Here is a 24,660-nt window from a genome sequence, read left to right as displayed (position 1 = left end):
CCGGCGCTCAGGGGAGCGCCTGTGGCCGTTTGCACTAAACCAGGTTATAGACGAACACGATGGCCACGGCGATCGGTGTGAAATACCGCAGCACGCGATACCAGGCGGTAAATACCGCCGGTGACATGGACAGCTCCTCCTCCAGTACCTTACGGGACAGGAACCAGCCGACAAATACCGCGACCAGGAGCCCGCCAAGCGGAAGCAGGATGTTGGCGGTAAGGAAGTCCAACAAGTCAAAGATGGTTTTACCTTCGAACATTGCGAACATGCCCAGTGGCGCCACATCGGACCACAGGTTCAGCGACAGAATGGAAGCGATACCCAGCAACCAGCATGCAATGCCGGCACCCAGGGTGCTCAGGGTGCGGTTCATACCTTTTTGCTCTTCCAGCCATTCCACCAGGGGTTCCAGCAGCGAAATGCCGGACGTCCAGGCGGCGAAAATCAGCAACACAAAGAACAGCGTGCCAAACAGGCTACCCATGGGCATCTGGCCAAACGCCAGCGGCAGAGTCTGAAAAATGAGCCCGGGCCCCGCACCCGGCTCAAGGCCGTTTGCAAAGACAATCGGGAAAATGGCCAGCCCTGCCAGCAGTGCGACCAGAGTATCCATTACAGAAACAGCGACAGACGTTTTTGCGATGGAAATGTTTTTCGGCAGATACGAGCCGTAAGCCATCATGACGCCCATGCCCAGGCTGAGCGTGAAAAAGGCATGGCCGAGCGCCACCAGAACGCCCGAAGTAGTGAGTTTGGAGAAGTCCGGCTGGAACAGGAAGCTCACTGCCTGCCCAAAGTGGCCGGTCGTCATGGCATAACCCACAACAATCAGCAGAAGCACGAAAAGCGCCGGCATCAGTATGCTCACAGCACGCTCAAGGCCGGAGCGGACACCACGGGCAACCACCACCATGACCAGTGCCATGAACAGGGTATGCCACATCAGCAACTTCCAGGGATCGCCCAAGAGCCCGGTGAAGATAGCGCCAATGGATTCGGCACTCTGACCCGCGAGTTGGCCGGTGGCTGCGGTGCCCACATAGGAAATGGCCCAGCCACCGATCACTGAATAGAACGACAGAATCAGGAAGCCGGCCAGCACACCGATCGCGGCCACCCAGCGCCATGCCGGTTTCAGGCCCTCGTGACTGGTGATCGCCCGCATGCTGTTGATAGGGCTGTGGCCACCACGGCGGCCGATCAGAACCTCGGCCATCATGATCGGCACGCCTACGGCCGCGATGCACAGCAGGTACACCAGAACAAAGGCGCCGCCGCCGTTCTCACCGGTGATGTAAGGAAACTTCCAGATATTGCCAAGGCCTACCGCAGAACCAGTCGCAGCCAGTATAAACGCGAGACGGGAGGACCATAGCCCACGTTCGGCCGCCGCCCTGTCCATGGCACCACCTGCAGCGGCGGATGAAGAAGCATTACTCATTGTGTTCTCCTGTTTACTGTTGTTGTTTTCGGGGACATCAATGATGGTAGCGAGGCCGCCACCATCAACGGGATATAGGCCGGAACCGTTCTTCAGCCAGTTGGTCGGCGATCTGCCCGGTCGGCTGGCCATCGCGGTCTGACCGCTCAAAAATCTCCTGCAGGGTATGTGCAATGGTGTCTACGTGTTTGCGTACCGCATCGGGGTCCGGGCCGGTGCGCTCGTAATAGACGTCGATGATGCCACCGGCGTTGATCACGAAATCCGGCGCGTAGAGCACGCCATGTTCCCACAGCACCTGGTCGTGTGCCTGGCTGGCAAGCTGGTTGTTCGCTGCACCGGCAACAATGGGGGCCTGGAGCCTGGCAATGGATTGATCATTCAGCACTGCGCCCATGGCACAGGGGGCCACCACGTCCACCGGCAGGTAGAGCACTTCCTCAGCCGTTGCCGGTGTTGCGCCAAGTTCCGCTACTGCCCGGTCCATCTGGTCCTGATGGATGTCGTAGACCCACAGTTTTGCACCGGCTTCCGTGAGATGTTGAGCCAGGCGGTAACCAACGTTGCCAATGCCCTGGATAGCCACTTTCAGCCCTTCCAGATCGCTGCGGCCGAGTTTGTGCTTCACTGCCGCCTGCAGGCCCACAAATGTGCCCCAGGCCGTGGCAGGTGACGGGTCACCATTGCTTGGTTTGCCGTCGAACCCGGGCCTTTCCCTTATGCCTGCCACATTAGCGGTGTGACGGCCCATGATTCTCAGGTCGGCAACACTGGTGCCCGAGTCTTCGGCTGCGATGTAGAGCCCGCCCAGCTGCTCCAGGAAACGGCCCATGGATTCCAGCAAGGCTTCGGTTTTATGCTCACGGGGGTCGCCGATAATGACGGATTTCCCGCCACCGAGATTCAGGTTGGCGAGAGCGGATTTGTAGGTCATACCCCGGGACAGACGCAGCACATCACGGAGTGCTTCCTCGTCGCTGGCATAGGGAAACATTCGGCAACCGCCCAGAGCCGGGCCCCGGGCAGTGTTGTGGACGGCAATGATGGCGCGTAGCCCTGTTTCAGGGTCGCAGCAGAAAGTGAGGTGTTCGTGGTTGTCGAACTCCGGGTGTGTAAATACAGTCATTGTTCTGGTTCCTTTAAACGCGTTCGGACAGGTATCCGCCCGGGTTGCGGATGCGTGCGCTGATTGCGGTGCAGCCGACCCTGTATCGGTATTGAGTGACGGACCGGTTAAATGCCGGATTCAGGCAGCGACAGTCGCGCGAGGATGGCCTCTTGGGCCAGGCTCGATCGAGGCGATCGTGTCAGGAAAGCGGAACGCGTAAGAAAGGGTGTTGACGGGAGTTGCAGAATACGGGCGCAAAGGCCCATTATCAGGGACTGATTTACCGGTGACATACTGAAATCCTCTTCCACCAGGCCGGATCACGGCTTTCGTGGTCGTTTTGTTGTTGTGCCCCGGCGGGTTGGCCGGTTGGCAATGATTTCATTGCAGGGCCCTTTTGGGGCCCGACGGAAAAAAGACTAGATAGCTTTTACATCATCGTCAATGGCTCGGAATCACACATTTTCTCGCGAAATTGAAAACTGTAGAGGTAACAATCAGATAGCTCTACTTTACGTAAACGTAAATTTTAACTTTGGCGGGAATTGGTCGCCAGGTCTGGCTTATATCTTCTGCAGGAGTCCATCGCATGCCCACTACAAAGACCCTGATCGTCTCTGTCCTCGCCCTGATCGGGGGGTGCACAGGCGTCCCTGAGGGAATTGATCCTGTCAGCAATCTGGACGTTGAGCGTTATGAGGGCACCTGGTATGAAATCGCCCGTCTGGACCATTCCTTTGAGGAAGGCCTGTCCAATGTCACGGCGGACTATTCGCTTCAGGAGGATGGCAGCATCCGCGTCATCAACCGGGGCTATTCGGAAGAGAGCGGCAAGTGGGAGGAGGCGGAAGGCCGTGCGGTGTTCGTTGGCGATGAGGCCAGCGGGCACCTGAAAGTGTCTTTCTTCGGTCCCTTTTATGCGTCGTACGTGGTGTTCAGGCTGGATGAGGACTACCGGTTTGCCTATATCACCGGATACGACCGGGATTACCTCTGGTTCCTGTCGAAAACACCCACTGTCGGTGATGAAGCCCTGACACAGTTCAGACAGGTGGCGAGGGAAAAAGGCTTTGATCTGGAAGAGTTAATCCTCGTCGATCAGAACCGCAACCAGTAGTCCTGTGAGGTTCAGACCGGAAGGTGCCCGGTTTTTACCCAGATGACCGTTTCCTCGTCCACAAAGGGGTGATGTTGACTCATATGGGGGTTTCGCAGCCAGGTCCCGGCAGGGTAGCGCCCGTTTTCGTCACAGAACTCGCCCGACAACACCAGGATTTCCTCGCCGCCGAAGTGTCGATGGGGCTGGAACGTTTCCTTTGCGGGCCACTTAACCAGTGCCACATGCTCGTGTTCAAATTCATGCAGTGGCATGACTTCCAGGCCACCAATGCCGGGTAACCATTCCGCTGTATTGGTGTCGATGCGGACCGTCGCGGTATCGCGTTCATCGAACTGGTGGAGCTTTACGAACAGAGTGCAGCCTTCGTTGCTGAAAGGAGCATGGCCACTACCGGGTGGGTTTCGCAGATAGGTGCCTTTTCCGTAATCGCCGGTTTCATCAGAGAACACGCCTTCAAGAACCAGGATCTCTTCACCCAGAGGGTGTTCGTGGCGCTTGAAACTGGCACCGGGCTCGTAGTGGACAATGCTGGTGGCATGCCCACGCTCTGCTTCCTCTCGCGCAAGCGGTTTTCGGAGCACACCGCCTGCCGGGCTGGGAGCCCATTCCTGATCCCGGGTATGGACCACGACTTTCTGGCTGAAATCCATGTTGAGCATGACAGTCTCCGGTTAAGCAATCTGGCAGTAACTACGACGGCTGTACGGTGCCGGATGTGTCTGTTTGTGGCCCGGGTTATTTGATCAACTTCTGAACGTCCCGAAAGCGTGGGTGCTCGCAGTGTTGCATCCACTCAAAGGCTACCATCTCCACCGTAACGATGGTCGCGCCGGCCTGTTGCAGACGCTCAAGGGCGGCGTCCCGATCGTTGTCATAGCGGGAGCCAGTCGCGTTCTCCACTACCCAGACACCGAAACCGGCGGCCAGCAATGACAGGGCCGTCTGCAGCATGCAGACGTGAGTCTCGCAGCCGCCAATAATAACCTGATTACGATCATGGGGAATGGCACCGACCAGGCCGCCGCCGCCGCAGGCGTCAAAGTGGATCTTGGTGATGGTCTGGTCGGCAAATCCGGCAATGTCGTCATCGTTATGTCCCAGTTTTTCCGGAATCTGTTCCGTGGCGATCACCGGCACCTCCAGAAGTTTCGCAATTCGCGACAGCCTGAGGCTTTCAGCCAGTACCAGGTTGCCGTGATTGATTGCGGGCATCAGCTTCTTCTGCAAGTCTACCAATACCAGTGTTGATTGGTCGGCACTCATCAGCATAACAATCTCCTTAAGGCACTCATGGTGTCAGGTCCCTGTGCCCAGTATTGCATAAACCCGGCGCCGGATTCCGCTGCCGTTTGGCTACCAGGTATCAACCATCGCCCGGTGACCACCGTCCAGGGACGCCGGATCTGCAGAGTTCAGCCCCCGAATCAGCCAGTCCCGGGTTTCCGCAGGGTCGATCACCGCATCAATTTCCAGGAAACTTGCCATGCTGACGCCTTTGCCACGCTCGTAAAGTTTCCCCACCAGTTCGTCGAACAGCGCATTGCGTTCGTTCTGGTTTTCCACGGCTGCCAGTTCTTTGGCAAAGCCCAGGCGGACAGCGCCCTCCAGCCCCATGGCGCCGAACTCACTGCTGGGCCAGCCGATGGTGAACATCGGCGCGTGAAAGCTGCCCGCGGCCATAGCCTGGGCACCCAGACCATAGCCCTTGCGCAGCACTACCGTGAAGAACGGGACGGTCATGCTGGCGGCAGTGACGAACAGTCGGGACACGTGGCGCACGGTAGCCTGCTGTTCAGCCTCTGGCCCAACCATAAAACCGGGCGTATCGCACAGCGAGAGCAGAGGCAGGCCGTGGGCGTCGCACAGCTGCATGAAACGGGCGGCTTTGTCCGCGCCGGCGGCATCGATGGCTCCTCCCAGATGCGCGGGGTTGTTGGCGATAACCCCGAAGGCCTTGCCCTGGATGCGAACCAGGGCGGTTATCAGTCCCGGCGCAAAATTCTTGCGCAATTCCAGCACTGAATCGTGGTCTGCGAGGGCGTTTATCACCTTCCGGATATCGTAGACCCGCAGGCGATTTTCCGGTATCAGGTGCCGCAACTCCCGTTGGTCGGCACGGGCGCCCGCGGGCAGGTCGCCCTGAAAGAAGGCGAGGTACTGTTTGGCAATACGGGTGGCGTCTGCCTCGTCCCGGGCGACGATATCAATGACGCCATTGGCACTCTGGACAGAGACTGGTCCGACTTCTTCAGGCATGAACCGCCCAAGGCCGCCACCTTCGATCATTGCCGGGCCCGCCATGCCGATGGTGGCGTTTTCGGTGGCAATGATGACATCGCAACAGCCCAGCAGGGCAGCATTACCGGCAAAACACCGGCCGGAGGCAATGCCGATTAGCGGTACACTGCCATTGAGCCTGGCCATGCGCATAAAGGTAGTGCAATCCAGCCCGGCGACGCCAACCCAGTCCACATCGCCGGGCCGGCCTCCGCCCCCTTCGGTGAAAAACACCAGTGGCAGCCGTTGTTTTTCAGCCAGCGCCAACATGCGGTCGGTTTTCTTGTGGTTCATGACGCCCTGGGTTCCGGCAAATACGGTGTAGTCGTAGCTCATGGCCATGCACCGTGACGTTTCCGGGCCAAACTGGTGGCCGTTAACGGTACCGATCCCGGCGACGAGGCCGTCTGCGGGGCTGAGGGTCTGTAGTTCCTCAGGGCTTCGGCGGGTTCGTTGAGCGGCAAGTGCCAGCGCGCCGTATTCCATGAAACTCCCGCTATCGAGCAGGTCCGCCAGATTCTCCCGGGCCGTTCTTTGGCCGGCCTTACGGCGTTTTGCGACTGCGTCCGGCCGTTTTTCGTCACCGATTTGCTGATGAAGCGAGATGACCTGTTGCAGATCTGTGCGGATGTGCTCCAGGTCCAGGGATTCTTCCGTGGCAACTTCTACCCCGGTGATCTCTTCGGGCTCGATAAACATCAGCGGATGGTCTTCGTAGACAGCGTCTCCGGCGCTGATAGTCAATGCGACGACACGACCGCTTTGCCCGGCGTTGATCACAAATTCCATTTTCATGGCTTCAAGTATGGCCACCTGTTGTCCTTCAACAACCACCTGGCCAGGTTCCACGTCGATACTGACGACGATGCCCTGTACTGGCGACGTGACCGGGTCTGACCCTTCCGGCCCGGTAGCGACAGTTGAATCGTTGGACTCGGCAGGACCGGTTCCACTGAAGTAGTGACTGGGGTGCGGGTTCTCATCGGCTGGTGCGAGTTCCTTGCCGTGAGCGTCGATAAACCGGGTAGAGATGATATTGTCACGAACCTGACTGTGTTGAAGCAGGTTCTGCAGGAACGGAATATTGGTAGGCACACCGTCGAGCCGGAATTCACACAGGGCACGATAGGCGCGACGGAGCAGGGCGGGATAATCACCTTCGGAATGCACAATCAGTTTCACCAGCAGGGAGTCGTAGGCCGGGCTGGTGACATAACCGCTGTAGCCGTACCCGTCGACCCGGATACCCGGGCCGCTCGGTGGCTCATAGGCAGTAATCTGCCCGCCTGTCGGCCTGGCGCTGCCATCCGCCGCCATGGTTTCCAGATTGATCCGCAATTGTACCGCCTGGCCCCTGGGCTCAGGGGCGCTGGTTATTCCGGCATCAGCCAGCGTCAGGCCGGCGGCAATGCGGATCTGGAGTTGCACCAGATCCAGGCCGGTGATGGCTTCGGTAACCGTGTGCTCCACCTGCACCCGGGGGTTGGCTTCCAGGAATACATACTGGCCGGTTCGTGTATCCACCAGGAACTCGACGGTGCACAGCCCGCGGTAGCCTACTGCGCGGCCAAGCATTTCCGCGTCGGCCAACAGCTGTTCTCGCACGCCCGCTGCAAGGCCCGGAGCCGGCGCCATTTCCATGACTTTCTGATGACGCCGTTGCAGGGTGCAGTCCCGCTCCCACAAATGCGTGACATCCGTGCCATCACCGATAATCTGAACTTCAATGTGTCGAGCCTCGGGGATCAGTTGCTCGACGTACAGATCGCCGTTCCCAAACGCCGCAGACGCCTCTGACCTGCAGCGATGGAACGCAGGCTCCAGTTCTTCGTTGGAATAGACCGGCCTCATGCCACGGCCACCGCCTCCGGCGATAGCCTTGAGCATAACGGCCCCGCCTTCGCCAAGGGATTCCAGGAAGGACCTGGCCGCCTCAAGGCTGGTGGGCTCATTGGTGCCATGGATCAGTGGTACCCCGTGTTTCTTTGCCAGCTGTCGGGCACTTGCCTTGTCGCCAAAGACATCAAGCACCGCCGGAGAAGGCCCGATAAAGAAGATGCCGGCCTGTTCGCACAGTCTCGCAAACTCCGCACTCTCACTGAGAAACCCGTAGCCGGGGTGGATGGCATCACAGTGATACTCTCTGACTACGCTGAGCAACTGCTCCCCGTTCAGGTAGGCCGCCGGTCCGGCCTGGTCCAGGGCAACCGAAACATCTGCCTTTCGTATGTGCAGCGACTGGGCATCATCCGTGGCATACACGGCCACCGTGGGTATATCCAGTTCAGCTGCAGCTTGTGCAACACGGATGGCGATCTCACCACGATTGGCAATCAGCAGGCGTTTGAATGGCATGGAAAAGGGTATCCTCTGGAAATTATTGTTCGAAGCAACACAATAGCCTAGACCCGTCGTGTCAGGGGTTGAAGTGATCTTTACTTATCGTTGAATATCAATCGTATTGATGGTTGAACCTCATGCTGCACCTGTTTAATCACCAGCCAGCACCCGCATTGACCGTACGGCTGGCAAAACGATTTTAAAATTGGAGTTGCCAAACCGGCATAAAACCATTAGAGTTTGCGCCCTCAAATGAGCGACGACGTTGCTGATTTGGAACGATTTATTTAAAGAGTATTGGAGAGGTGGCCGAGTGGCTGAAGGCGCACGCCTGGAAAGTGTGTAAACGTTAATAGCGTTTCGAGGGTTCGAATCCCTCCCTCTCCGCCAATACAAAACCCCAGCAGAAATGCTGGGGTTTTTTATTGGCTTCATGCAATGTAAGCGTCCGGCCATCACACCTTGTCAGTAATAGCCGGCTTCCAATTGTGAGGCAATAGCTCGTCGATGGCGTTGTTTTTCTGCGTCGGCAGGCGGGTCAGCACATCCTTCAGGTAAGCATAGGGATCATGCCCGTTCAGCTTCGCCGACTGGATCAGTGTCATCACTGCCGCAGCACGCTGACCACTGCGCAGTGACCCTGCAAACAGCCAGTTGGAGCGACCCAGTGCCCACGGTCGGATCTGGTTTTCCACCCAGTTGTTATCGATGGGCACAGCACCATCGTCCAGGTAGCGCGTCAGTGCTTCCCAGCGTTTGAGGCTGTAATCCAATGCTTTGGCCGTGCCGGAGCCATCCGGCACTTTCTGTCGGTGGGCCAGCATCCACTGATGCAGCACATCAGCAATGGGTCTGGCTTTCGCCTCCCGGATTTCCTGCCGCTTATCCGGTGGCAGGTCTTTGGTGTCCCGCTCGATCTCGTAGAGTCCGCCGATGTACTCCAGCGCCTTGGCCGCCAGTTCACTCTGGTTGGCTTCGTGCAGGTCATAGAACTTGCGCCGGGCGTGGGCCTTATGTGGAGCTCCGCATAAGGCCCATTATCCCGAGTCAGTTTTTATCCGGAGTGGACTCTGAGGAGTCCAGTGCTCACGTGGCATTGAGGTTGTATCTTCACGGGATAAAATTACTGTCCGTTATAGCGAGGCCAGAAAGGTGAGCAGGTCGGGGCTGGGCTGCCACGGTGTTGCATTCACCGGTGTGATACCTGCGCGTTCCCAAAAGGCTTCAAGTGCTGCTCGCTTCATCTGTAAATTGGTTGTGAGATAGCGACTGGTGGTCGCGACACTGGCATGACCGAGATAGTCACGGATGACGGTAATGTCTACGCCCGACTGTAGCAGCGCGACCGCGCAACTGTGTCGAAGTACATGCGGGGTGATTTTTCGGCGCTGTAAGGTCGGGGCCGCCGGAATCGCGGCAGTCACATACTTGCGAAGCAAATAGGCCACACCGTCACGCGTCAGCGGTTCGCCCTGCCGATTCACAAAGATAAAGTTACCTGGTGTGTTGTTGCGTACGGCAGGCAAGCATTGCAGTGCCTGAGTGGTCTCGGGCCACAAGGGGCAAAGCCGATCCTTTCTGCCCTTGCCATGGAGACGCACCTGTCGTGGCGGTGTCAGATGCAGGTCTGCACAACGAACGGCAAGGGCTTCACTGATGCGAGCCCCAGTATTGTAGAGAAACAGCAGTAGCCCATGATCCCGCTGGCCGAGCGCTGTGTGGCGGTCAGGCTGGTCGATGATGGCATGCACTTCCTCGGCTTCCAGATAGGTTGCCAGAGGCTGTCGGGACTTCTTCGCGGGCAAGGCCAGGATCCGTTGATACTGCTCGGCATGCGGAAGGTCAACGCGGATCAGATGCTTGCAGAAACTGCGTATCGCGGCGCGTCGGCAGTTGCGTGTGACGACTGTGTTGGCGCGCACCGATTCCAACTGGGTTAAAAAGGCTGCAATCGCATCGACCCGCAGGTCGCTTATTTGCAAGTCGGCAACGGCGCACCCCTTGGTATTCGCAAGATAAATGAAAAGAAGCCGCAGGGTATCGCGATAGGCGCGCACGGTATGTGCGCTGGCGCCTTGCAGCCGCTGCAAATAGTCGTGGAAGAAGCTCTCAACGTATGCCAGCAGCGGATCTTTGGGCTCTCGGCTCATGGCGTTTTACCACTGTGGTACCAGTGTCGAGCGAAGCGCTGGCTGGCAAGATCCATCAATTCCGGTGTCGCCCTCAGATAGACTTGAGTACCGAGCACGTCAACATGGCCCATATAGGCTGAAAGCCAGGGCAGGCGGGCATGGATGTCGACGCCCTCGTGATACCAGACAGTCAGCCGGTGCACGGCGAAGGCATGCCGGAACTCGTAGGGGCGTGGCCCTGTTCGGCCATTAGCGGGCTTGAGCCCTTCCCGACGCAGAAGCCGACGAATAGCTTCTGAAGCGGCCTTCACCAGCAGTGCTTGACCGGTATTGCGCAGCAGCAGTGCGCCCGGGTCATCCGTTGCCGTTGTCTCCAGGATGCGTTGGCGTAGCAGCAGGCAGTCACCTAGCTCGCGGGCCAGATCGTCCAGAAACGGTACAATCCGGGTCTTTCCCTTGCTCTGCCGGACAAGAAAGCACTGCTGTTCCAGATCCACATCGGCCAGCTGCAACCGGGTCGCCTCCCCGAGTCGCAGGCCAGTGCAATAGAGTATCAGCAACAGCATGCGCAGCATGCCCGCAGCAAGGTTACGGGCATCATGAACGCTCGCTGCGGCAATGAGATGGACGACTTCGTCATAGGTAAAGATATACGGTAGAAAGATCGATTCCTTAATAGGCGCCCAGGCCTGCTCGGGTACAAAGCTGGCCGGGTCCCGACGGCGACGATATAGGCACAGTTGGCGGATGACGCCAAACTCCAGCCCTACGCTGACAGGTTGCCGGTGTGGATTACGCAACAACCATTCATGCAGCACGGCTTCAAGCGGCACCTTGCTATACAAACCGGCCCGTTGTTCGACAGCACGTTGAAAGCTCTTCAACGTCAGCTCACTGCGCCGGTACGAGTGCCCTATCGCACGCTTGAAGGCGACAAAATGGGCTATGTCTTCGGCGAGTTCCGCCGCGCTGATGAGCGTCACCGGGGCACCGGAAGAGGCAGTTGGCGCAATTGCTCGGTGGCAATGCGCACATAGGCGGAAAGCGACTCCGGCGAACGGTGGCCGAGAATATCGCTCAGTACCTTGGGCGAGGTCTCCTGCTCCATCTGCCGGCATGCATGTGTATGGCGCAGCACATGGCTGCCCAGGTACGCGGCCGTAACGCCAGCCGTCCTCGCATGACCGACGAGCATATGCCGTATCGCCGAAGACGCACTCAAGGGATGATGCGGCGCTCTCATTGACAGGAATACATGTCGCGTCGGTGCCCGACGGGGACGCCCATGCTTGAGGTAGTTGACCAACGCCTCGGCAAGCGCCGGCAACAGTGGCAGCACGAACGCGACACCGGTCTTTGGCCGCATGACACTCAAGGTGGCAGCTTGCCAATCGATATCGTCGAGCGTAAGGCGGATCACCTCGCCGGCCCCCAAACCGTAACTGCTCATCAGCAAGAGCACCGTATAGTCACGCAACCCGACGGGCGTATTGCGATCAATGGCCGCCAAGATGCGGCGGACATCATCCCACGGCAGTGCCCGGAGTGGTTGTTCATAGCGGCGTATGACCGGCGTCACAACGGATGGTGCAAGATCGCTGGACAGCTCTCCGGTGGCCAACAGAAAACGCAAATAGCTGCGCAGGCTACAACTGATGTCCGCGGTGGTTGTGCGGGCATAGCGTTTGCTGCACTCCATCAGAAAGTCATCGATATCTGTTAGCAACAGGGGTCGCATTAAACGATGCTGGGCACCGATAAACCCCAAGAAGCTGTGAATATGGGTCAGCTTCTTCTTGATGGTACCTTCCGGGTTGCCGCGGTGCTGCCGTAGATGTTCGGCGAAATCGTGTAGTCGGGGTTCGGGTTGAAAAACATGATCCATCCCGGCTTGCCACGGAGGGACCTTGACGCCCAGGGTGCTTAGACCAAGTGCCCAGGCCCGCAGTGCAGACTGCGCCCGCTGGCAAGCATGCTCAGCATCAATCCGTCGTTGTCGTGCGTACCACTGAGCAAAGATATTTACACGAGCCCGCGTCAGTTGTTCATCGGCATCAAGGGCTTCAGCCATGCAGTAGTGATGGAAACGGCGGATCCAGTTGAGATACTGGCCAAGCGAAGATGGCTTGAGACAGCGGTTATCCCGCCATACAGTCTGTACCTTGGCTAATCGCGTCTCAAAATCGGATGGCGTCTTCTCGCTGTGCACTGTTCATCTCCGCTTATGGCGTCAATGCCATAGTGACAACGTTAATGCTGATACGTGGGTGGGTCTGCCCCAGAGTTGTGTTGGATGTATTGTAAATGGGAGCCGCGCCGGTCATATCCCAAGGGTGCAGGCAGTCTTGGCAGATAAGATGCGAGCCGGGAACGCAGGCACGCCAAAACTCTGGGTCGACGCAGCCGGTTCTGGAAGGACGTGATGCTGGGATGGCAGTCGGGAAACATCGCCGGTGCCGTATCCAATACCCCAGCCAATGACTCTCGTACGAGTCTGATCCGGCAGCGGGTCCATCGCACTGCGCTGGGTAAGGAAATATTGTCAGGTCTTAACGCATTTGCAGCAGCTTCCACACTGCCGACGTGTTCGACGTGCAGGACGACTTGCTCCAAGGATGCAAGTGTTCCCGACAGATGAGAGGCCAGAAAGTCTGGTAACAAGCTGAAAGTGCAATGACCCTCCGGGCAATACCAGCGAGGTATCCGCGTACCAGCGGGCGTTACACGGGAATAGGTACCGTGTCGCGAGAACGAACAACCGCCCTGCGGGTGCAATGGGCAGGTTGGTAATCTCGCCATTCGCCACCCTTGAGCCACCACATAGGCTTCGCCCGAGAGGGGCGTCTCAAATCGGAGCTGCATCTGACGCCTGGATTGCGGAATTCTAATTGGTATTTTATCCCGACAATTAATGTTGAGCATCGCCTACAGGCACTACGATCTGGAGTTTTACTCCGGATAAAAACCGACTCGGGATAATGGGCCATGCAACCGATCTCGGTGATGCCGTTACCGAACCCAGCCTTGTAACCGGCGTAGTCGTCACACACCAGCTTGCCCTGCCAGTCACCCAGGAAGATGCGGGCGTGTTCACCCGCTCGGCTCGGCGCGAAGTCGTAAACGGTGGCTTTCAGATCCGAGAACGGTGTGGTGCAGTAGGCCCAGACGTAAGCCTTGTGGGTTTTCTTCTTGCCCGGGGCCAGCATGCTGACGGGGGTTTCATCGGCGTGAAGAACGCCGTGTTTCAGCAAGGCGCTTCTCAGCGCATCCGCCAGAGGTTGCAACTGCACACCACAGGCACCTACCCATTCAGCCAGAGTGGAACGTGGGATTTCGAGGCCGGCGCGACCGAAGATGCGTTCCTGGCGGTACAGTGGCAGATGGTCCGCGTATTTGGCCACCAGCACTTGAGCCAGCAGGCCGGCGGTGGGGATACCCTTGTCGATCACCTGCGGTGGTACCGGTGCCTGGATCAGAGTCTCGCACTTGTCGCAGGCCCACTTGCCCCGGATGTGGCGCTCCACGGTGAACTCGCCCGGGACGTAATCCAGCTTCTCACTGACGTCTTCGCCAATACGCTTAAGCTGGCAGCCGCACTGGCACTCGGTATTGTCCGGTTCGTGGTGGATCAGGGTGCGGGGCAGTTCCGGTGGCAGCGGTGTACGCTTGGGCGTTTGCTTGGGGCGAGCCGCTTTCTGCTCCTCGGTCATTGCCTGGTCCAGCTCGGCTTCGATCGCCGCCAGATCGCTGTCGATCAGTTCGTCCAGCAGTTTCCCTTGAACAGCGTCGAGTTGCTCACTGCGACGGGCGTACTTGTGACGCTTGAGGATGGCTACTTCGTGGGTCAGCTTCTCAATGATGGCGTTGCTGCGCACCAACTCCCGCTCCTTCCGGCCCAAGACTTGATCCTTGGCGTCCAGAGAGTCCATCAGTTCCGTCGCCAGGGCACGGAGCTGATCGGCAGAGAGGTGGTTGATATCGGGGCGCTGAGTCATGCCCCTTAGTATGCCAAGCCCTTGTGCTGCAAGCGATTCGCAGTTTTGGCTATGGCGACATCACTCAGCTTGTGGTTACAGGATGGAGATGACGCCGTCGGCCCCAAGACGCTGCCAGGGCAGGCCCTGAACCAGGGCGGACAACTGCTCTTCGGTCAGGCGCAACTGGTCACCGCGCCAGGATTCGCCCCAGTGGAACTTGCCCCGGTTCAGCCGGCGGGCACACAACCAGATGCCCAGGCCATCGTGGATCAAGACCTTCATCCGGTTGCCCCTTTTGTTGGCAAACAGGTAGGCGCAATGGGGCTTGGCAGAACCGAAGACCTGAACCACCCGTGCCAGGGCCTTGTCGGGCCCGGCTCGCATGTCCAGCGGTTCGGTAGCCAGCCAGATCTCGTCAATGCGGATCATCCCAGCAGGTCCCGCAACAGGGCAGCACATTGATGCGCCTGCTCCGCAGGCCACTCCACCACAACTGCACCGCCGGTGCGGGGGATCTCAATGCGGATGGTGCTACTCTTATCCGAGACCGATTGGTGGCTCGGTGTAGAGGTTGCCGCAGGCAGATTAACCGGAACAAATCCCGGTGTTGCTGGTGTTCTATCCGCTCGCTGCGCCTCACTCATCCAGCGCCGGACCATGTTGGCATTGAGACCGTTATCCAGTGAGATCCGGGAAACCGATGCACCGGGTTCCAAGCATTGGGCAACAATCTGGGCTTTAAATTCACGGGAAAACCGGCGACGGCGTTGGTAGGGCTTGGTTACGCTTAAGTCGTTCATGTTAAGTGATGAGATGGACGCCTCCCCTCCCGAATCGGCGTCAATTGCGCCAGACTTGAGTGTATGAAGTCCAAGTCGAAGGATAAAGGAGGCGTCCACCATGGATATTAAGATTCTTGGGATCGATCTGGCAAAGAATGTCTTTCAGCTCTGCGCGCTTAGCCCGCATGGCAAGGTGCTGTTCAACCGGGCGGTGAAGCGACCTCGGCTGCTCGATGAGATGCGGCAATTGCCGCCGACCCTCATCGCGATGGAAGTCTGTGGCGGTGCTCACTACTGGGGGCGGCTGTTCCAGGCCATGGGGCATCAGGTCAGGCTGATCCCGCCGCAGCACGTGAAGCCCTTCGCCCGGGTGAACAAGAACGACGCCGGCGATGCGCTGGCGATCTGTGAAGCGGCGACCCGTCCCGGGATCCATTTTGTGCCTGTGAAGCCCCTGGCACAGCAGGATCTGATGCTGCTGCATGCGGAGCGCCAGCGCTATGTCCAGCAACGCACCGCCATCGGTAACCAGATCCGTGGGCTGGCCAGTGAGTATGGTGTCATTTTTCCTATTGGTCTGAGCACTCTGCGTTCCGCCTTGCCCGGCGTTCTGGAAGATGCCGAGAATGGATTATCACCTGTCGCGCGCCAGTGCCTCGCCAGGCTCTATGACGAACTCAAGCATTGGGATCATCTCATTCGTCAAGTGACCCGTGAGCTCAATGTCCTGGCAAGACAACAGCCGGCCTGGCTAGCGCTACAGGCGATCCCAGGCGTGGGTCCGCTGGTCGCCTCGGCCTTGATTGGGCGCATCGGCAATGGACACCAGTTCCGCACCGGGCGCCAGTGCGCGGCCTGGATTGGCTTGGTACCGCGACAGCGTAGTAGCGGTGGGCACCAGCAGCTCTTGGGAATCACCAAGAATGGCGACCGCTACCTCCGCACCCAGCTTATCCACGGAGCCCGAGCGATCACTACCGGTTGCAGCCGTTGGGGCTGGGATCACCCATTGGCACGCTGGGTCAACCAGCTACGGGAGCGGCGCGGCTTCAATAAGGCCGTCGTGGCACTGGCAAACAAACTGGCCAGACTGGCTTGGGCGGTCGTATCCAAAGGAGAGGCATTCGATATGAGAAAGGCGTTTGCAACACCCTGAAAGGCAGTGCTCACCCTGTGAGTTTGCAGTACCCGATGAAGCAACCGGTTATCCGTCCTTGCCAGAACCTGAAAGTGGACAAGCGTTGACCCAAACCGCTTAAGTGTATAGGCGGCAAGGCACGGAACTCATCGAGGCGCGGCGGCTGAAGCCGCCATCAAGACGCCGGATATATGTCCGCGAACCACCGCTTCATCACCAGCTACCCCTTGACTACGGGGAGGCGTCCATATATGTCCACTAGAAAATAAGTGGACACTATCCTGACGGCGGCAGCGCCTGGCTCAAGATGGGATTACCGGACGCTTACCATGCAATCCCCGCGGTGCGAAGCACAAAGACCCCAAGAGTCACCGTCAGACTGGCCATCAGCGTGGTCAATGCCACAATGTTGGCGGCCAGGCGGTCGTTTCCTCCCAATGCCTTGACCATCACAAAACTGGCTGCCGCTGTCGGGCTGGCGAAGAAGAGGAACATCAGCCCTAACTCTCGCCCCTCGAATCCCGACAGCCAGGCGGCCAGTGTGCAAAGGACAGGGAGCGTGATCATCTTCATGACACTGGCACTGATTGCCAGTTTGCGGTCATTGCGCATGGCGCTCAGTGACAGTGTGCCGCCGATACACATCAATGCCAGGGGCAGGGTGAGGGAGGCAAAATAGTCACCGCTGGTCATCACCCAGTCGGGTAAGCTCAGGCCGGACCAGGCGAAAGGAACGGCAATCACCACTGCGAGTATCAGCGGGTTGCGGGTAATGTCTCCAAGGATGCGTCCCCAACTGGCCGCTTGCCCCGGTTGGTAAGTGGTCAGCACAACCACCGAAAGCGCGTTGTAGGAAATGATCACTACACCGAGAAGGAGGCCGCCGGCGGATAGCCCGTAGTCGCCGTAGAGGCTGGCGGCCAGGGCGAGGCCGACGATGCCGCAGTTGCCCCGGAACGCGCCCTGAACGTACACACCCCGGTCTGCCAGCGGCACGGCCCGTAGGGACCAGAGCCAGCAAAAAAGGAAGCTGGCCACCGTGGCGATAACGAAAAAGCTCAGCAGAGCTGGGTTGAGTGTTGTATCAAGATCCGCCCTTACAATGCTGAGAAATACCAGAGTGGGCAGGGTGGCGCGGAATACCAGCGCTGATGCGGTGTTGATAAAGGTGGCGTCTATCCAGCCCAGGCGCCTGAGGCCAAGGCCGATAAACACCATAGCGAAGACCGGCAGGGTGATTTCAAGTGTGTGTAAAAACGTCGCGAGGAGCGCCATCCTGTAACTGGTTACCGCGCCTCGAAGCTGGTGAATTCACCAGTGGCCGAGCTCTCTTCGGCATGGATCGTGTCCACGTCTGCAGCCGGTGGACCGTCATTGCACCATTGTCTGAACGAGACAAGCGCGGCCTGGGAGCCCTCGGCTATGATTTCTACGCGTCCGTCAGGCAGGTTTCGCGCGTAGCCGGTTATGTCAAGTTCAGTGGCTTTTTTGGCAGCCGAGGCGCGATAGTAAACGCCCTGCACTTTACCGCTTATAAGCATTGTCAGCCTCTGATGACCCATACGCATCCTCCCTTTCTTCGATGGCTGTCTATGGTTTACGCCACACCAGCAATCGATTGTTGGCGGGCATTTCATAATCGCTTTCCAGCCGGAAGCTCGCTCGTTCTGCCAAGTCTAGCAGGTCATCCATATCGCGGACGCCCATGTGTGGTGCCTGGCTGCGGAGGTGGTGGTCAAACTGGCGATTGCTGTCGCTGGTGTGCCGCCCACCGTAACTGAACGGGCCATAAAGACAAAAGGGCATGCCTGTGGTCATTCGCTCCGCCAGGCCGCTGAACATCGCTTCGACTTCCTCCCAGGCCATGATATGCGCGGTATTCGCTGAGTAGGCACCATCCAGGTGGTCTAATGGCCAGCGCTCAGAGGCAACGTCCAGTGTAACGGGCGGGAGAAGGTTCGTCAGGGCGGCATCCTTGATCCAGCCAAGACAGTGGTGGCTGGCACCGGGGCGGTCGCTGGGTTGCCAGACAAGATGGGGCAATGCTGATGCAAAATGCACAGCGTGCTGGCCCGTACCGGTGCCTATTTCCAGTATTGTGCCCGGGCTGGTAAAGATACTCCTGATACGTTCAAGTATGGGTTGCTTGTTGTTTTCGCAGGCCTGGGAGAAGGGCTTGTCGTGAGCCATCATTTACCCCTATAGCAGGTTCAGTTGCAGTATAGCCATATAGGCTATCGTGCCGGAGGCAATGGACAGAAGCGCGTTGCGCCTCCACAGGTGGATCGCTACTACCAGGATAGCCGGTAGCAGTGCATCAGCCCCCGGAAGCGTATTGTTCCAAGTAGCCGAGCGTTGCAGGAAGACACTCGCCAGCAGTGCCATGACCGCTGCAGGCAAGTAACGTCCGAGATGCCGGACCAGCGGGTGTTCCGTGTGTTTCTGGAAAAACACGAACGGAATGACACGGGTGGCAAAGGTGGCCACTGTGGCCACCATGATAAAGCCCGCCAGATACCAGTGATCATCCATGGCCGGCACCCTCCGTATTCGGGCTGTGTTGGAGCCGACGGTATTGCACCAGCAACACCACGCTGACCACGACAATCGCTCCGATCAGTTGGTGCGTCGGCGGTAAAACAAAGATTGCCAGCGCAGCGGCAGCAGCCCCGACAACCACCGGAAATGCATCGCCTAGAGATTTGTACTGCTCGATTGTCAGTACGATGAACAGGGCCACCAGAGCGAATTCGATGCCAGTGCTGTTGAAAGCCACATTGGCCCCCAGAAGTGCGCCAAGGGCGCAGCCGACTACCCAATAGCACTGGTTGAAGAGCGTAATTCGGAAATCCACCGCCTGCTCATGGGGCCTGTCTGCTGATCGGGCGCGGCTTGTCAGCAGGGAATAGGTTTCGTCAGTCAAGCCAAAAATCAGATATGCCTTGCGCCATCCGGCGCCCTGAAACTGGCCCAGTAGTGACAGCCCATAAAAGAGGTGGCGGGCATTCAGCACGAACATGGCGATGAATACTTCCAGAAGTCCCGCCTGAGCTGCCAGCAGGCTGACTGCGAGTATCTGGCCGGCGCCCGCATAAATCAGGATGCCCATGGCAGGTGCGGCCCACCAGGGGTAATCCAGTTGCGTGGTAAACAGTACGCCAAAGGCCATGCCCAGGGGCAGGTAGCCGAACAGAATAGGCAGTGTTAAACGAAAGACGGACTGGTTCATAATTGCCCCGACTATATGGAAGCAGGGCATGATAGAGAATCCCATGGATATTGAGAAGCCGGGCCTTCTACATCCCTGGCAAACCCATTACCATTGTGGGTTTGAGGCGGAGCGGACAATGACCGACGAAACGGGCCAGCAGCCCCAGCCGGATCCCCGGGAAGAGATGTTCGTGGTAGACGCGGGACTGCTTTCGGAGGACCAGCTTGACGGGCTTGTGGATGAGTACTGCACCCGGTACCACGGGCTCAATGATACTGAGAATCCAATGGCGGAGCGGGAACGTGTGAAATCTGCGGTCCGGCGCGGTGATCTGGTGGTCTGGTTTGACCCGGTTGAGAACGCTGCGAGCCTGGGTATTCCGGAATAAAGGGTGTGACAGGGTGCCGGTATTGATGGATGCACCTACCGCCGGGCACCCTTAACCGGTACAATTCGTGAATTCCAATAGAAGCCGCGTGCGAGGTGAGTTTTGATCAGGGTGTTGGTTGTAGACGACCATGAACTGGTCAGGTCCGGTATTACCCGGATGCTGGCGGACAGCCCCGATATTGACGTCATCGGCGAGTCTTCCTCAGGCGAGGAAGCCATTGATTTTGTGCGTAAAGACAGCCCCGACATCGTGCTGATGGACATCCGCATGCCGGGTATTGGCGGCCTCGAAGCGACACGCCGCATCCTGCGTATTGATGATGCGGTTCGTGTGATTGTTGTAACCGCCTGTGCAGACGATCCTTATCCCACTCGGGTCATGCAGGCGGGCGCCTCTGCGTACATCACCAAAGGGGCCGACATCAGGGAAATGGTGCGAGCCATCCGCATGGCCCATTCCGGGCAGCGTTACATCAGCCCCGAAATCGCCCAGAAAATGGCGCTCAAACAGCTCGGGGGCGGTGATGCACGGGACGAGGACGGCGAGTTAACGCTGTTTGACCGGCTGTCCGAGCGGGAAATGCAGATCGCGCTGATGGTGGTCGACTGCCAGAAGGTGCAGGACATTTCCGACAAGCTTTGCCTCAGCCCCAAAACCGTAAACAGTTACCGCTATCGGATTTTCGAGAAACTGGAAATCTCCAGTGACGTTGAGTTGGCGCTGATGGCGGTCAGGCTCGGGTTGCTCGATGCCGACAAGGTCTGACTCTCCAGCGGATACTGCCGCGGCAGAGTACGACAGGGAGTTCGACACCAGAAGCTTCCTGAAACAACTGACGGAAAGGCCCGGCGTATACCGCATGTACGACGCCAGTGGCAATGTTCTGTATGTGGGCAAAGCCCGAAACCTCAAAAAACGCGTTACCAGTTACTTTCGCAAGTCAGGCCTCGCCCCGAAAACCGAGGCACTGGTGTCCCGGATCAATTCTATCGAGGTCACCATCACCGGCAGCGAAACCGAAGCGCTGCTGCTTGAACAGAACCTCATCAAGTCCCTGCGGCCGCCGTACAACATCTTGCTGCGGGATGATAAGTCCTATCCCTACATCTACCTGTCGTCACACGACGATTACCCGTCACTGACATTCCGTCGTGGGCGCACAAAAAAGGGTGGTGGCACCTGGTACGGGCCATTCCCGAGCTCCGGGGCCGTCAAGGAAAGTCTTAACATTCTACAGAAGATATTTCGCATAAGATCCTGTAGTGAAAGCTATTTCAGAAACAGAACCCGCCCCTGTCTGCAATACCAGATCAATCGGTGTACCGCACCATGCGTAGAATACATTTCGCCGGAGGACTACCGGGAAGATGTACGTCATGCCACCATGTTCCTGGAAGGGAAGAACCCCGCTATCCTCCAGGATCTGATGACGGCAATGGAGACGGCCTCGAAAAACCTGGAATTCGAGAAAGCCGCTGCCTACCGGGACCAGATCAATCACCTGCGCCACGTTCAGGAACAACAGAGTGTCGACGGTGAGGGCGGTGACGCCGATGTGGTTGCCATCGCCCAGGACGCCGGTGTGGTGTGTGTTGTGGTGATTATCGTGCGCGGCGGTCGTGTGTTGGGCACCAAGGATTATTTCCCGCGATACAGCATCGAGCAGTCGGAAGGCGAACTGTTAAGCGCTTTTCTGGGGCAGTATTACTTCGGTGGCAGCACCCGACGGGAAATTCCACCCGATATCCTGGTGCCAGTGGACGTGGAAGGGCAGGAGCTGTTGTCACAGGCCCTCACGGAATCCGCGGGCCGTGACACCCGCGTTCGCAAGAATGTCCGGGGCGAACGCCGGCGCTGGCTCGAACTGGCCATGACCAATGCCCGCCAGACGCTGCTATCCCATCTGGCCAGCAAAGAGACCGTGTATCGCCGGTTGCTTGCCCTGCGGGACCTGCTTGAGCTCGCGGAAACGCCTGCACGCATGGAGTGCTTTGATATCAGCCATAGCCATGGTGAAAACACAGTCGCATCCTGCGTGGTTTTCGACGAGAATGGGCCGCTGAAAAGCGACTACCGCCTCTACAACATTGAGGGCGTTACCGCCGGGGATGACTATGGCGCGATGCGCCAGGTGCTGACACGCCGGTACAAGCGCATGGTGGCCGGTGAAGGTAAACGCCCCGACCTGGTTTTCATTGACGGGGGTAAGGGGCAGTTGAACATTGCCCGGGAAGTGTTTGATGAGCTTGGTGTTACGGATATTCCACTGATCGGCGTGGCAAAGGGTGTGACCCGGCGTGCGGGCATGGAACAGTTGATCGACGCCATGACGGGAGACCTTTACAGGGTGCCGGCAGATTCTCCCGCGCTGCACCTCATCCAGCACATCCGGGATGAGTCACACCGCTTCGCAATTACCGGGCATCGGGCGCGGCGTGACAAGAAGCGTCGGCAGTCTACGCTTGAAGGTATCGAGGGCGTCGGGCCCAAGCGTCGCCGCGACCTGATCCGTTACTTTGGGGGCATTCAGGAGCTTCGCAAGGCCAGTGTTGACGAAATGTCCAAGGTTCAGGGAATAAGCAGGAACCTGGCCGAAACTATCTACGCAGTACTGCATGACGAATAGGGACAGCATGAATCTACCCAACATCCTCACTCTCTCCCGCATCCTGATGATTCCGGTTTTCGTGGTCATCTATTATCTGCCGGCCCACTGGAGCTACTTCGTCAGCGCCGGTATTTTCGGCCTGGCCGCGGCTACTGACTGGCTGGACGGATATCTGGCGAGAAAGCTGGATCAGAGCACCCCATTCGGAGCCTTTCTTGACCCGGTCGCAGACAAGCTGATGGTAGCAGTTGCGCTAACGGTGCTGATTGAGTCCCATGCCAGTTTCATTCTCACCATCCCCGCGACCGTGATTATTGGTCGCGAGATCGTGATCTCAGCGTTGCGGGAGTGGATGGCGGAAATCGGAAGCCGGGGCAGTGTGGCGGTATCGTTCATCGGCAAAGTCAAAACAACGGCCCAGATGGTGGCCATTGTCATGCTGCTGGCGTTTCCCTCAGGCGTGTTCTGGAACCAGGTCGGAATGGTACTGCTGTACGTCGCGGCCGTGCTGACGTTCTGGTCAATGATTCTCTATCTCAAGGCTGCCTGGCCAGACCTGTTTCCGGAGAAAAACGTAGGCTGAGAAGGCTCAGAGCTGCTCTACCGCCCAATCAATGACTTGCCTGGCCAGCTCATCGCTGGCTTTTCCAAAAGCGTCTACCACGGTGTTGACGTTCGGTCCGGTGGCCGCATGGCTGACCTCGAAGCTTTTGTTTGAAACGGTTTCCCTTGTGCGTTCGTCGATGAGCTGCAGGTTCAGCTGCACTTGGATAACGGGGGTGCCGTTGTGGTATTCAGCCTGGAAGCGGGTGAGGTCGCCAGTCAGTGTCAGGTTGCTTCGCGCAGGGCTTGTGTCACTCACTACCGTTGCAACGCGTCCGTCCCTGCGAAAGGATTCCAGCAGGTAACTACCCAGCATCACCGGAGCGCGGTTGCTCCAGCGGGCGCCCTGGTAGGCACGAACTTCATGGGCATCCGGTTTTACCAGAATGCGGTTGCTGTCGATGGGCGTTACTGCCAGTGGTGCAGATATCCGCAAGGTTGTATCGACCACCCCAGCGGTATTTTCGGGCACGGTAGAGTCGGGCAGTTGAAAAATCTGATGTGCCGGTTGCTCTGGAAACACGGTGCAGGAGGCGAGCGACAGGACCGCAGCCGTCGCCACCAGTAAACGCATCAATGAAGCTGTCACGGATTAAACTCCCGGATTGGCTCGCGGCCCAGCAGCAGGCCGGCTGGGTCATCTTCGAGTCGGTAGATCACACTGTTGAGGTTTCGCAGGGTGTTGCGCAATTCTCTCATGGCAGGGGCCAGTTCGGCGGCTCCCTGCATGCCCTGGTCCAGAGCGCCCTCGTTTCTGGCCGTCAGTTCTTCCAGTCGCCTCGTGGACGCCTCCAGAGAGTTCATGGCACTTTGCGCAGTGGTGAACAACTGCCGGCCCTCGTTATCCAGCATGGAATTTGCGGTGGCCCCAAAGCGGCGGAAGGTTTCCAGTGTGGCTTCGGTCTGGCCACTGAGCTGATCGAAGCTGGTAACGAGTCTGCTGAGCTCGTCGCGCTGTGCGAGGAGGCCCGAAGACAGGGTTTCTATATTATCCAGGCTTCGGGTGAGGTTGCGGGCATTGTCGGGCGAGACCATGGCATTGGCATTTGTCAGAACCTGGTCAAGCTTGGCAAAGAGTTCCTCGCTGGTCTGCATGAGGGTGCTCAAGGCTGACGGTTCGGCGTGAATGGCGGGCGGAGACTTGCGATCACCCTCGAGAATCGGGCTATCCGGTGTGCCGCCGTTGAGCTCAATGCTCATGCTTCCGGTGATATTGGTCAGGGCGAGCCCGGCCCGGGTGTCTTCCTTGATTGGCACGTCACCGTATACCCGGATAATCGCCCTCACATTGCGTGGGTCGTCGGGGTCGAGGCTGAGTTCGTAGACATCGCCTACTTCTATCCCGCTGTATTTGACCGGGCTGCCTTCGGACAGGCCGCTCACCCCGCGATTAAAAATAACCTGGTACCAGGCATACTCCCGGTCGGTACTGGCTTTGCCCAGCCACAGCGCAAAAAGAAGCGCGCTGGCCAGAAAAACCAGTGTGAACAGCCCGATCAGGACATGATGTGCTCTGGGTTCCATCTCAG

The 24,660-nt window shown here is 58.2% G+C and carries 23 protein-coding genes, 1 tRNA gene and 2 pseudogenes; 7 read left to right on the top strand and 19 right to left on the bottom strand.

Annotated features, from left to right (window positions below; genetic code table 11):
• Nucleotides 1-34: 34 nt before the first annotated feature.
• Both ABJM11_RS11840 and ABJM11_RS11835 read right to left on the bottom strand, forming a co-directional pair.
• A complete protein-coding gene (locus ABJM11_RS11840; RefSeq protein ID WP_348293488.1) occupies nt 35-1,444 on the bottom strand; it encodes a sodium-dependent transporter in 1,410 nt (469 codons plus the stop codon).
• A 64-nt stretch (nt 1,445-1,508) separates the two neighbouring features.
• Nucleotides 1,509-2,570, bottom strand: coding sequence for a Glu/Leu/Phe/Val dehydrogenase (locus ABJM11_RS11835; protein WP_348293487.1), 1,062 nt, complete (start codon nt 2,568-2,570; stop codon nt 1,509-1,511).
• Nucleotides 2,571-3,141: 571 nt separating this feature from the next.
• Between ABJM11_RS11835 and ABJM11_RS11830 the strand changes: the two genes are divergently transcribed.
• Nucleotides 3,142-3,669 carry a lipocalin family protein gene (locus tag ABJM11_RS11830; RefSeq protein WP_348293486.1) on the top strand — a complete coding sequence of 176 codons (528 nt, stop codon included), beginning with the start codon at nt 3,142-3,144 and terminating at the stop codon, nt 3,667-3,669.
• Between the two features lie 11 nt (nt 3,670-3,680).
• Here the strand turns inward: ABJM11_RS11830 and ABJM11_RS11825 are convergent, their stop codons facing one another.
• The 3 genes from ABJM11_RS11825 to ABJM11_RS11815 form a co-directional block, all read right to left on the bottom strand.
• Entirely contained in the window at nt 3,681-4,331 is a 651-nt protein-coding gene (locus ABJM11_RS11825) for a cupin domain-containing protein (RefSeq protein ID WP_348293484.1), read from the bottom strand.
• A 76-nt stretch (nt 4,332-4,407) separates the two neighbouring features.
• Complete coding sequence (locus ABJM11_RS11820) at nt 4,408-4,941, bottom strand: isochorismatase family protein (RefSeq protein ID WP_348293483.1); 534 nt, start codon at nt 4,939-4,941, stop codon at nt 4,408-4,410.
• A gap of 84 nt (nt 4,942-5,025) precedes the next feature.
• Nucleotides 5,026-8,304 carry a carboxyl transferase domain-containing protein gene (locus ABJM11_RS11815; RefSeq protein WP_348293481.1) on the bottom strand — a complete coding sequence of 1,093 codons (3,279 nt, stop codon included), beginning with the start codon at nt 8,302-8,304 and terminating at the stop codon, nt 5,026-5,028.
• 284 nt (nt 8,305-8,588) lie between these two features.
• On the opposite strand from ABJM11_RS11815, the gene ABJM11_RS11810 reads away from it, so the two are divergent.
• Nucleotides 8,589-8,679, top strand: a tRNA-Ser gene (locus ABJM11_RS11810).
• Between the two features lie 65 nt (nt 8,680-8,744).
• Here the strand turns inward: ABJM11_RS11810 and tnpC (ABJM11_RS11805) are convergent.
• From tnpC (ABJM11_RS11805) to tnpA, 7 genes and pseudogenes are all read right to left on the bottom strand, one after another.
• Nucleotides 8,745-9,299: pseudogene (gene tnpC / locus ABJM11_RS11805) on the bottom strand (IS66 family transposase); the annotation flags it as partial.
• 123 nt (nt 9,300-9,422) lie between these two features.
• Nucleotides 9,423-10,439: a site-specific integrase gene (locus tag ABJM11_RS11800; RefSeq protein WP_348293479.1), complete on the bottom strand. Its 1,017-nt coding sequence runs from the start codon at nt 10,437-10,439 to the stop codon at nt 9,423-9,425.
• The gene (locus tag ABJM11_RS11795; RefSeq protein WP_348293478.1) at nt 10,436-11,404 is read right to left on the bottom strand and encodes a tyrosine-type recombinase/integrase; all 969 of its coding nucleotides are present in this window, start codon (nt 11,402-11,404) and stop codon (nt 10,436-10,438) included. Before ABJM11_RS11795 ends, ABJM11_RS11800 begins: the two co-directional genes overlap by 4 nt.
• Entirely contained in the window at nt 11,401-12,630 is a 1,230-nt protein-coding gene (locus ABJM11_RS11790) for a site-specific integrase (protein WP_348293477.1), read from the bottom strand. The genes ABJM11_RS11795 and ABJM11_RS11790 overlap by 4 nt, the downstream gene beginning before the upstream one ends.
• 751 nt (nt 12,631-13,381) lie before the next feature.
• Nucleotides 13,382-14,416, bottom strand: a pseudogene (gene tnpC / locus ABJM11_RS11785) (IS66 family transposase); the annotation flags it as partial.
• A 75-nt stretch (nt 14,417-14,491) separates the two neighbouring features.
• Entirely contained in the window at nt 14,492-14,827 is a 336-nt protein-coding gene (gene tnpB / locus ABJM11_RS11780; protein WP_348293476.1) for an IS66 family insertion sequence element accessory protein TnpB, read from the bottom strand.
• Entirely contained in the window at nt 14,824-15,198 is a 375-nt protein-coding gene (gene tnpA, locus ABJM11_RS11775) for an IS66-like element accessory protein TnpA (protein ID WP_348293475.1), read from the bottom strand. The genes tnpB and tnpA overlap by 4 nt, the downstream gene beginning before the upstream one ends.
• 100 nt (nt 15,199-15,298) lie before the next feature.
• Between tnpA and ABJM11_RS11770 the strand changes: the two genes are divergently transcribed.
• Nucleotides 15,299-16,336, top strand: a complete 1,038-nt coding sequence (locus tag ABJM11_RS11770; RefSeq protein WP_348293473.1) for an IS110 family transposase — start codon at nt 15,299-15,301, stop codon at nt 16,334-16,336.
• A 306-nt stretch (nt 16,337-16,642) separates the two neighbouring features.
• Here ABJM11_RS11770 and ABJM11_RS11765 read toward each other — a convergent pair whose 3' ends face one another.
• The 5 genes from ABJM11_RS11765 to ABJM11_RS11745 are packed head-to-tail and all read right to left on the bottom strand — an operon-like array spanning nt 16,643 to nt 19,547.
• Nucleotides 16,643-17,593 carry an AEC family transporter gene (locus tag ABJM11_RS11765; RefSeq protein WP_348293471.1) on the bottom strand — a complete coding sequence of 317 codons (951 nt, stop codon included), beginning with the start codon at nt 17,591-17,593 and terminating at the stop codon, nt 16,643-16,645.
• Between the two features lie 11 nt (nt 17,594-17,604).
• Nucleotides 17,605-17,880: an acylphosphatase gene (locus ABJM11_RS11760; RefSeq protein ID WP_348293470.1), complete on the bottom strand. Its 276-nt coding sequence runs from the start codon at nt 17,878-17,880 to the stop codon at nt 17,605-17,607.
• A 28-nt stretch (nt 17,881-17,908) separates the two neighbouring features.
• The gene (locus ABJM11_RS11755) at nt 17,909-18,508 is read right to left on the bottom strand and encodes a DUF938 domain-containing protein (protein ID WP_348293468.1); all 600 of its coding nucleotides are present in this window, start codon (nt 18,506-18,508) and stop codon (nt 17,909-17,911) included.
• Between the two features lie 9 nt (nt 18,509-18,517).
• The gene (locus ABJM11_RS11750; RefSeq protein WP_348293466.1) at nt 18,518-18,850 is read right to left on the bottom strand and encodes an AzlD domain-containing protein; all 333 of its coding nucleotides are present in this window, start codon (nt 18,848-18,850) and stop codon (nt 18,518-18,520) included.
• Complete coding sequence (locus ABJM11_RS11745; protein ID WP_348293464.1) at nt 18,843-19,547, bottom strand: AzlC family ABC transporter permease; 705 nt, start codon at nt 19,545-19,547, stop codon at nt 18,843-18,845. The genes ABJM11_RS11750 and ABJM11_RS11745 overlap by 8 nt, the downstream gene beginning before the upstream one ends.
• A 118-nt stretch (nt 19,548-19,665) precedes the next feature.
• On the opposite strand from ABJM11_RS11745, the gene ABJM11_RS11740 reads away from it, so the two are divergent.
• From ABJM11_RS11740 to pgsA, 4 genes are all read left to right on the top strand, one after another.
• Entirely contained in the window at nt 19,666-19,917 is a 252-nt protein-coding gene (locus tag ABJM11_RS11740; protein WP_348293463.1) for a hypothetical protein, read from the top strand.
• A 102-nt stretch (nt 19,918-20,019) separates the two neighbouring features.
• Entirely contained in the window at nt 20,020-20,685 is a 666-nt protein-coding gene (gene uvrY, locus ABJM11_RS11735) for a UvrY/SirA/GacA family response regulator transcription factor (RefSeq protein ID WP_348293461.1), read from the top strand.
• Entirely contained in the window at nt 20,669-22,546 is a 1,878-nt protein-coding gene (gene uvrC, locus ABJM11_RS11730; RefSeq protein ID WP_348293460.1) for an excinuclease ABC subunit UvrC, read from the top strand. The genes uvrY and uvrC overlap by 17 nt, the downstream gene beginning before the upstream one ends.
• Nucleotides 22,547-22,553: 7 nt before the next feature.
• Nucleotides 22,554-23,111: a CDP-diacylglycerol--glycerol-3-phosphate 3-phosphatidyltransferase gene (gene pgsA / locus ABJM11_RS11725; protein ID WP_348293459.1), complete on the top strand. Its 558-nt coding sequence runs from the start codon at nt 22,554-22,556 to the stop codon at nt 23,109-23,111.
• Between the two features lie 6 nt (nt 23,112-23,117).
• On the opposite strand, the gene ABJM11_RS11720 is transcribed toward pgsA, so the two are convergent.
• Both ABJM11_RS11720 and ABJM11_RS11715 read right to left on the bottom strand, forming a co-directional pair.
• Nucleotides 23,118-23,720 (bottom strand): ABC-type transport auxiliary lipoprotein family protein, encoded by a 603-nt coding sequence (locus ABJM11_RS11720; protein ID WP_348293458.1) that lies wholly within the window; start codon nt 23,718-23,720, stop codon nt 23,118-23,120.
• A complete protein-coding gene (locus ABJM11_RS11715) occupies nt 23,717-24,655 on the bottom strand; it encodes an MlaD family protein (protein ID WP_348293456.1) in 939 nt (312 codons plus the stop codon). Before ABJM11_RS11715 ends, ABJM11_RS11720 begins: the two co-directional genes overlap by 4 nt.
• Between the last annotated feature and the right edge of the window lie 5 nt (nt 24,656-24,660).

It is taken from the genome of Marinobacter sp. (assembly GCF_039977835.1).
Taxonomy (GTDB): Bacteria; Pseudomonadota; Gammaproteobacteria; order Pseudomonadales; family Oleiphilaceae; genus Marinobacter.
This window is presented reverse-complemented; position numbering and strand designations above follow the sequence as displayed.

Coding starts and splice junctions, on each gene's coding strand:
- ABJM11_RS11745 (WP_348293464.1), bottom strand. CDS start 19,547: ATGAACCAGTCCGTCTTTCGTTTAACACTGCCTATTCTGTTCGGCTAC.
- ABJM11_RS11820 (WP_348293483.1), bottom strand. CDS start 4,941: ATGCTGATGAGTGCCGACCAATCAACACTGGTATTGGTAGACTTGCAG.
- ABJM11_RS11835 (WP_348293487.1), bottom strand. CDS start 2,570: ATGACTGTATTTACACACCCGGAGTTCGACAACCACGAACACCTCACT.
- tnpA (WP_348293475.1), bottom strand. CDS start 15,198: ATGAACGACTTAAGCGTAACCAAGCCCTACCAACGCCGTCGCCGGTTT.
- ABJM11_RS11750 (WP_348293466.1), bottom strand. CDS start 18,850: ATGGATGATCACTGGTATCTGGCGGGCTTTATCATGGTGGCCACAGTG.
- uvrC (WP_348293460.1), top strand. CDS start 20,669: ATGCCGACAAGGTCTGACTCTCCAGCGGATACTGCCGCGGCAGAGTAC.
- ABJM11_RS11825 (WP_348293484.1), bottom strand. CDS start 4,331: ATGCTCAACATGGATTTCAGCCAGAAAGTCGTGGTCCATACCCGGGAT.
- ABJM11_RS11715 (WP_348293456.1), bottom strand. CDS start 24,655: ATGGAACCCAGAGCACATCATGTCCTGATCGGGCTGTTCACACTGGTT.
- ABJM11_RS11760 (WP_348293470.1), bottom strand. CDS start 17,880: ATGGGTCATCAGAGGCTGACAATGCTTATAAGCGGTAAAGTGCAGGGC.
- ABJM11_RS11765 (WP_348293471.1), bottom strand. CDS start 17,593: ATGGCGCTCCTCGCGACGTTTTTACACACACTTGAAATCACCCTGCCG.
- ABJM11_RS11770 (WP_348293473.1), top strand. CDS start 15,299: ATGGATATTAAGATTCTTGGGATCGATCTGGCAAAGAATGTCTTTCAG.
- ABJM11_RS11830 (WP_348293486.1), top strand. CDS start 3,142: ATGCCCACTACAAAGACCCTGATCGTCTCTGTCCTCGCCCTGATCGGG.
- ABJM11_RS11800 (WP_348293479.1), bottom strand. CDS start 10,439: ATGAGCCGAGAGCCCAAAGATCCGCTGCTGGCATACGTTGAGAGCTTC.
- ABJM11_RS11740 (WP_348293463.1), top strand. CDS start 19,666: ATGACCGACGAAACGGGCCAGCAGCCCCAGCCGGATCCCCGGGAAGAG.
- pgsA (WP_348293459.1), top strand. CDS start 22,554: ATGAATCTACCCAACATCCTCACTCTCTCCCGCATCCTGATGATTCCG.
- ABJM11_RS11840 (WP_348293488.1), bottom strand. CDS start 1,444: ATGAGTAATGCTTCTTCATCCGCCGCTGCAGGTGGTGCCATGGACAGG.
- tnpB (WP_348293476.1), bottom strand. CDS start 14,827: ATGATCCGCATTGACGAGATCTGGCTGGCTACCGAACCGCTGGACATG.
- ABJM11_RS11755 (WP_348293468.1), bottom strand. CDS start 18,508: ATGGCTCACGACAAGCCCTTCTCCCAGGCCTGCGAAAACAACAAGCAA.
- ABJM11_RS11815 (WP_348293481.1), bottom strand. CDS start 8,304: ATGCCATTCAAACGCCTGCTGATTGCCAATCGTGGTGAGATCGCCATC.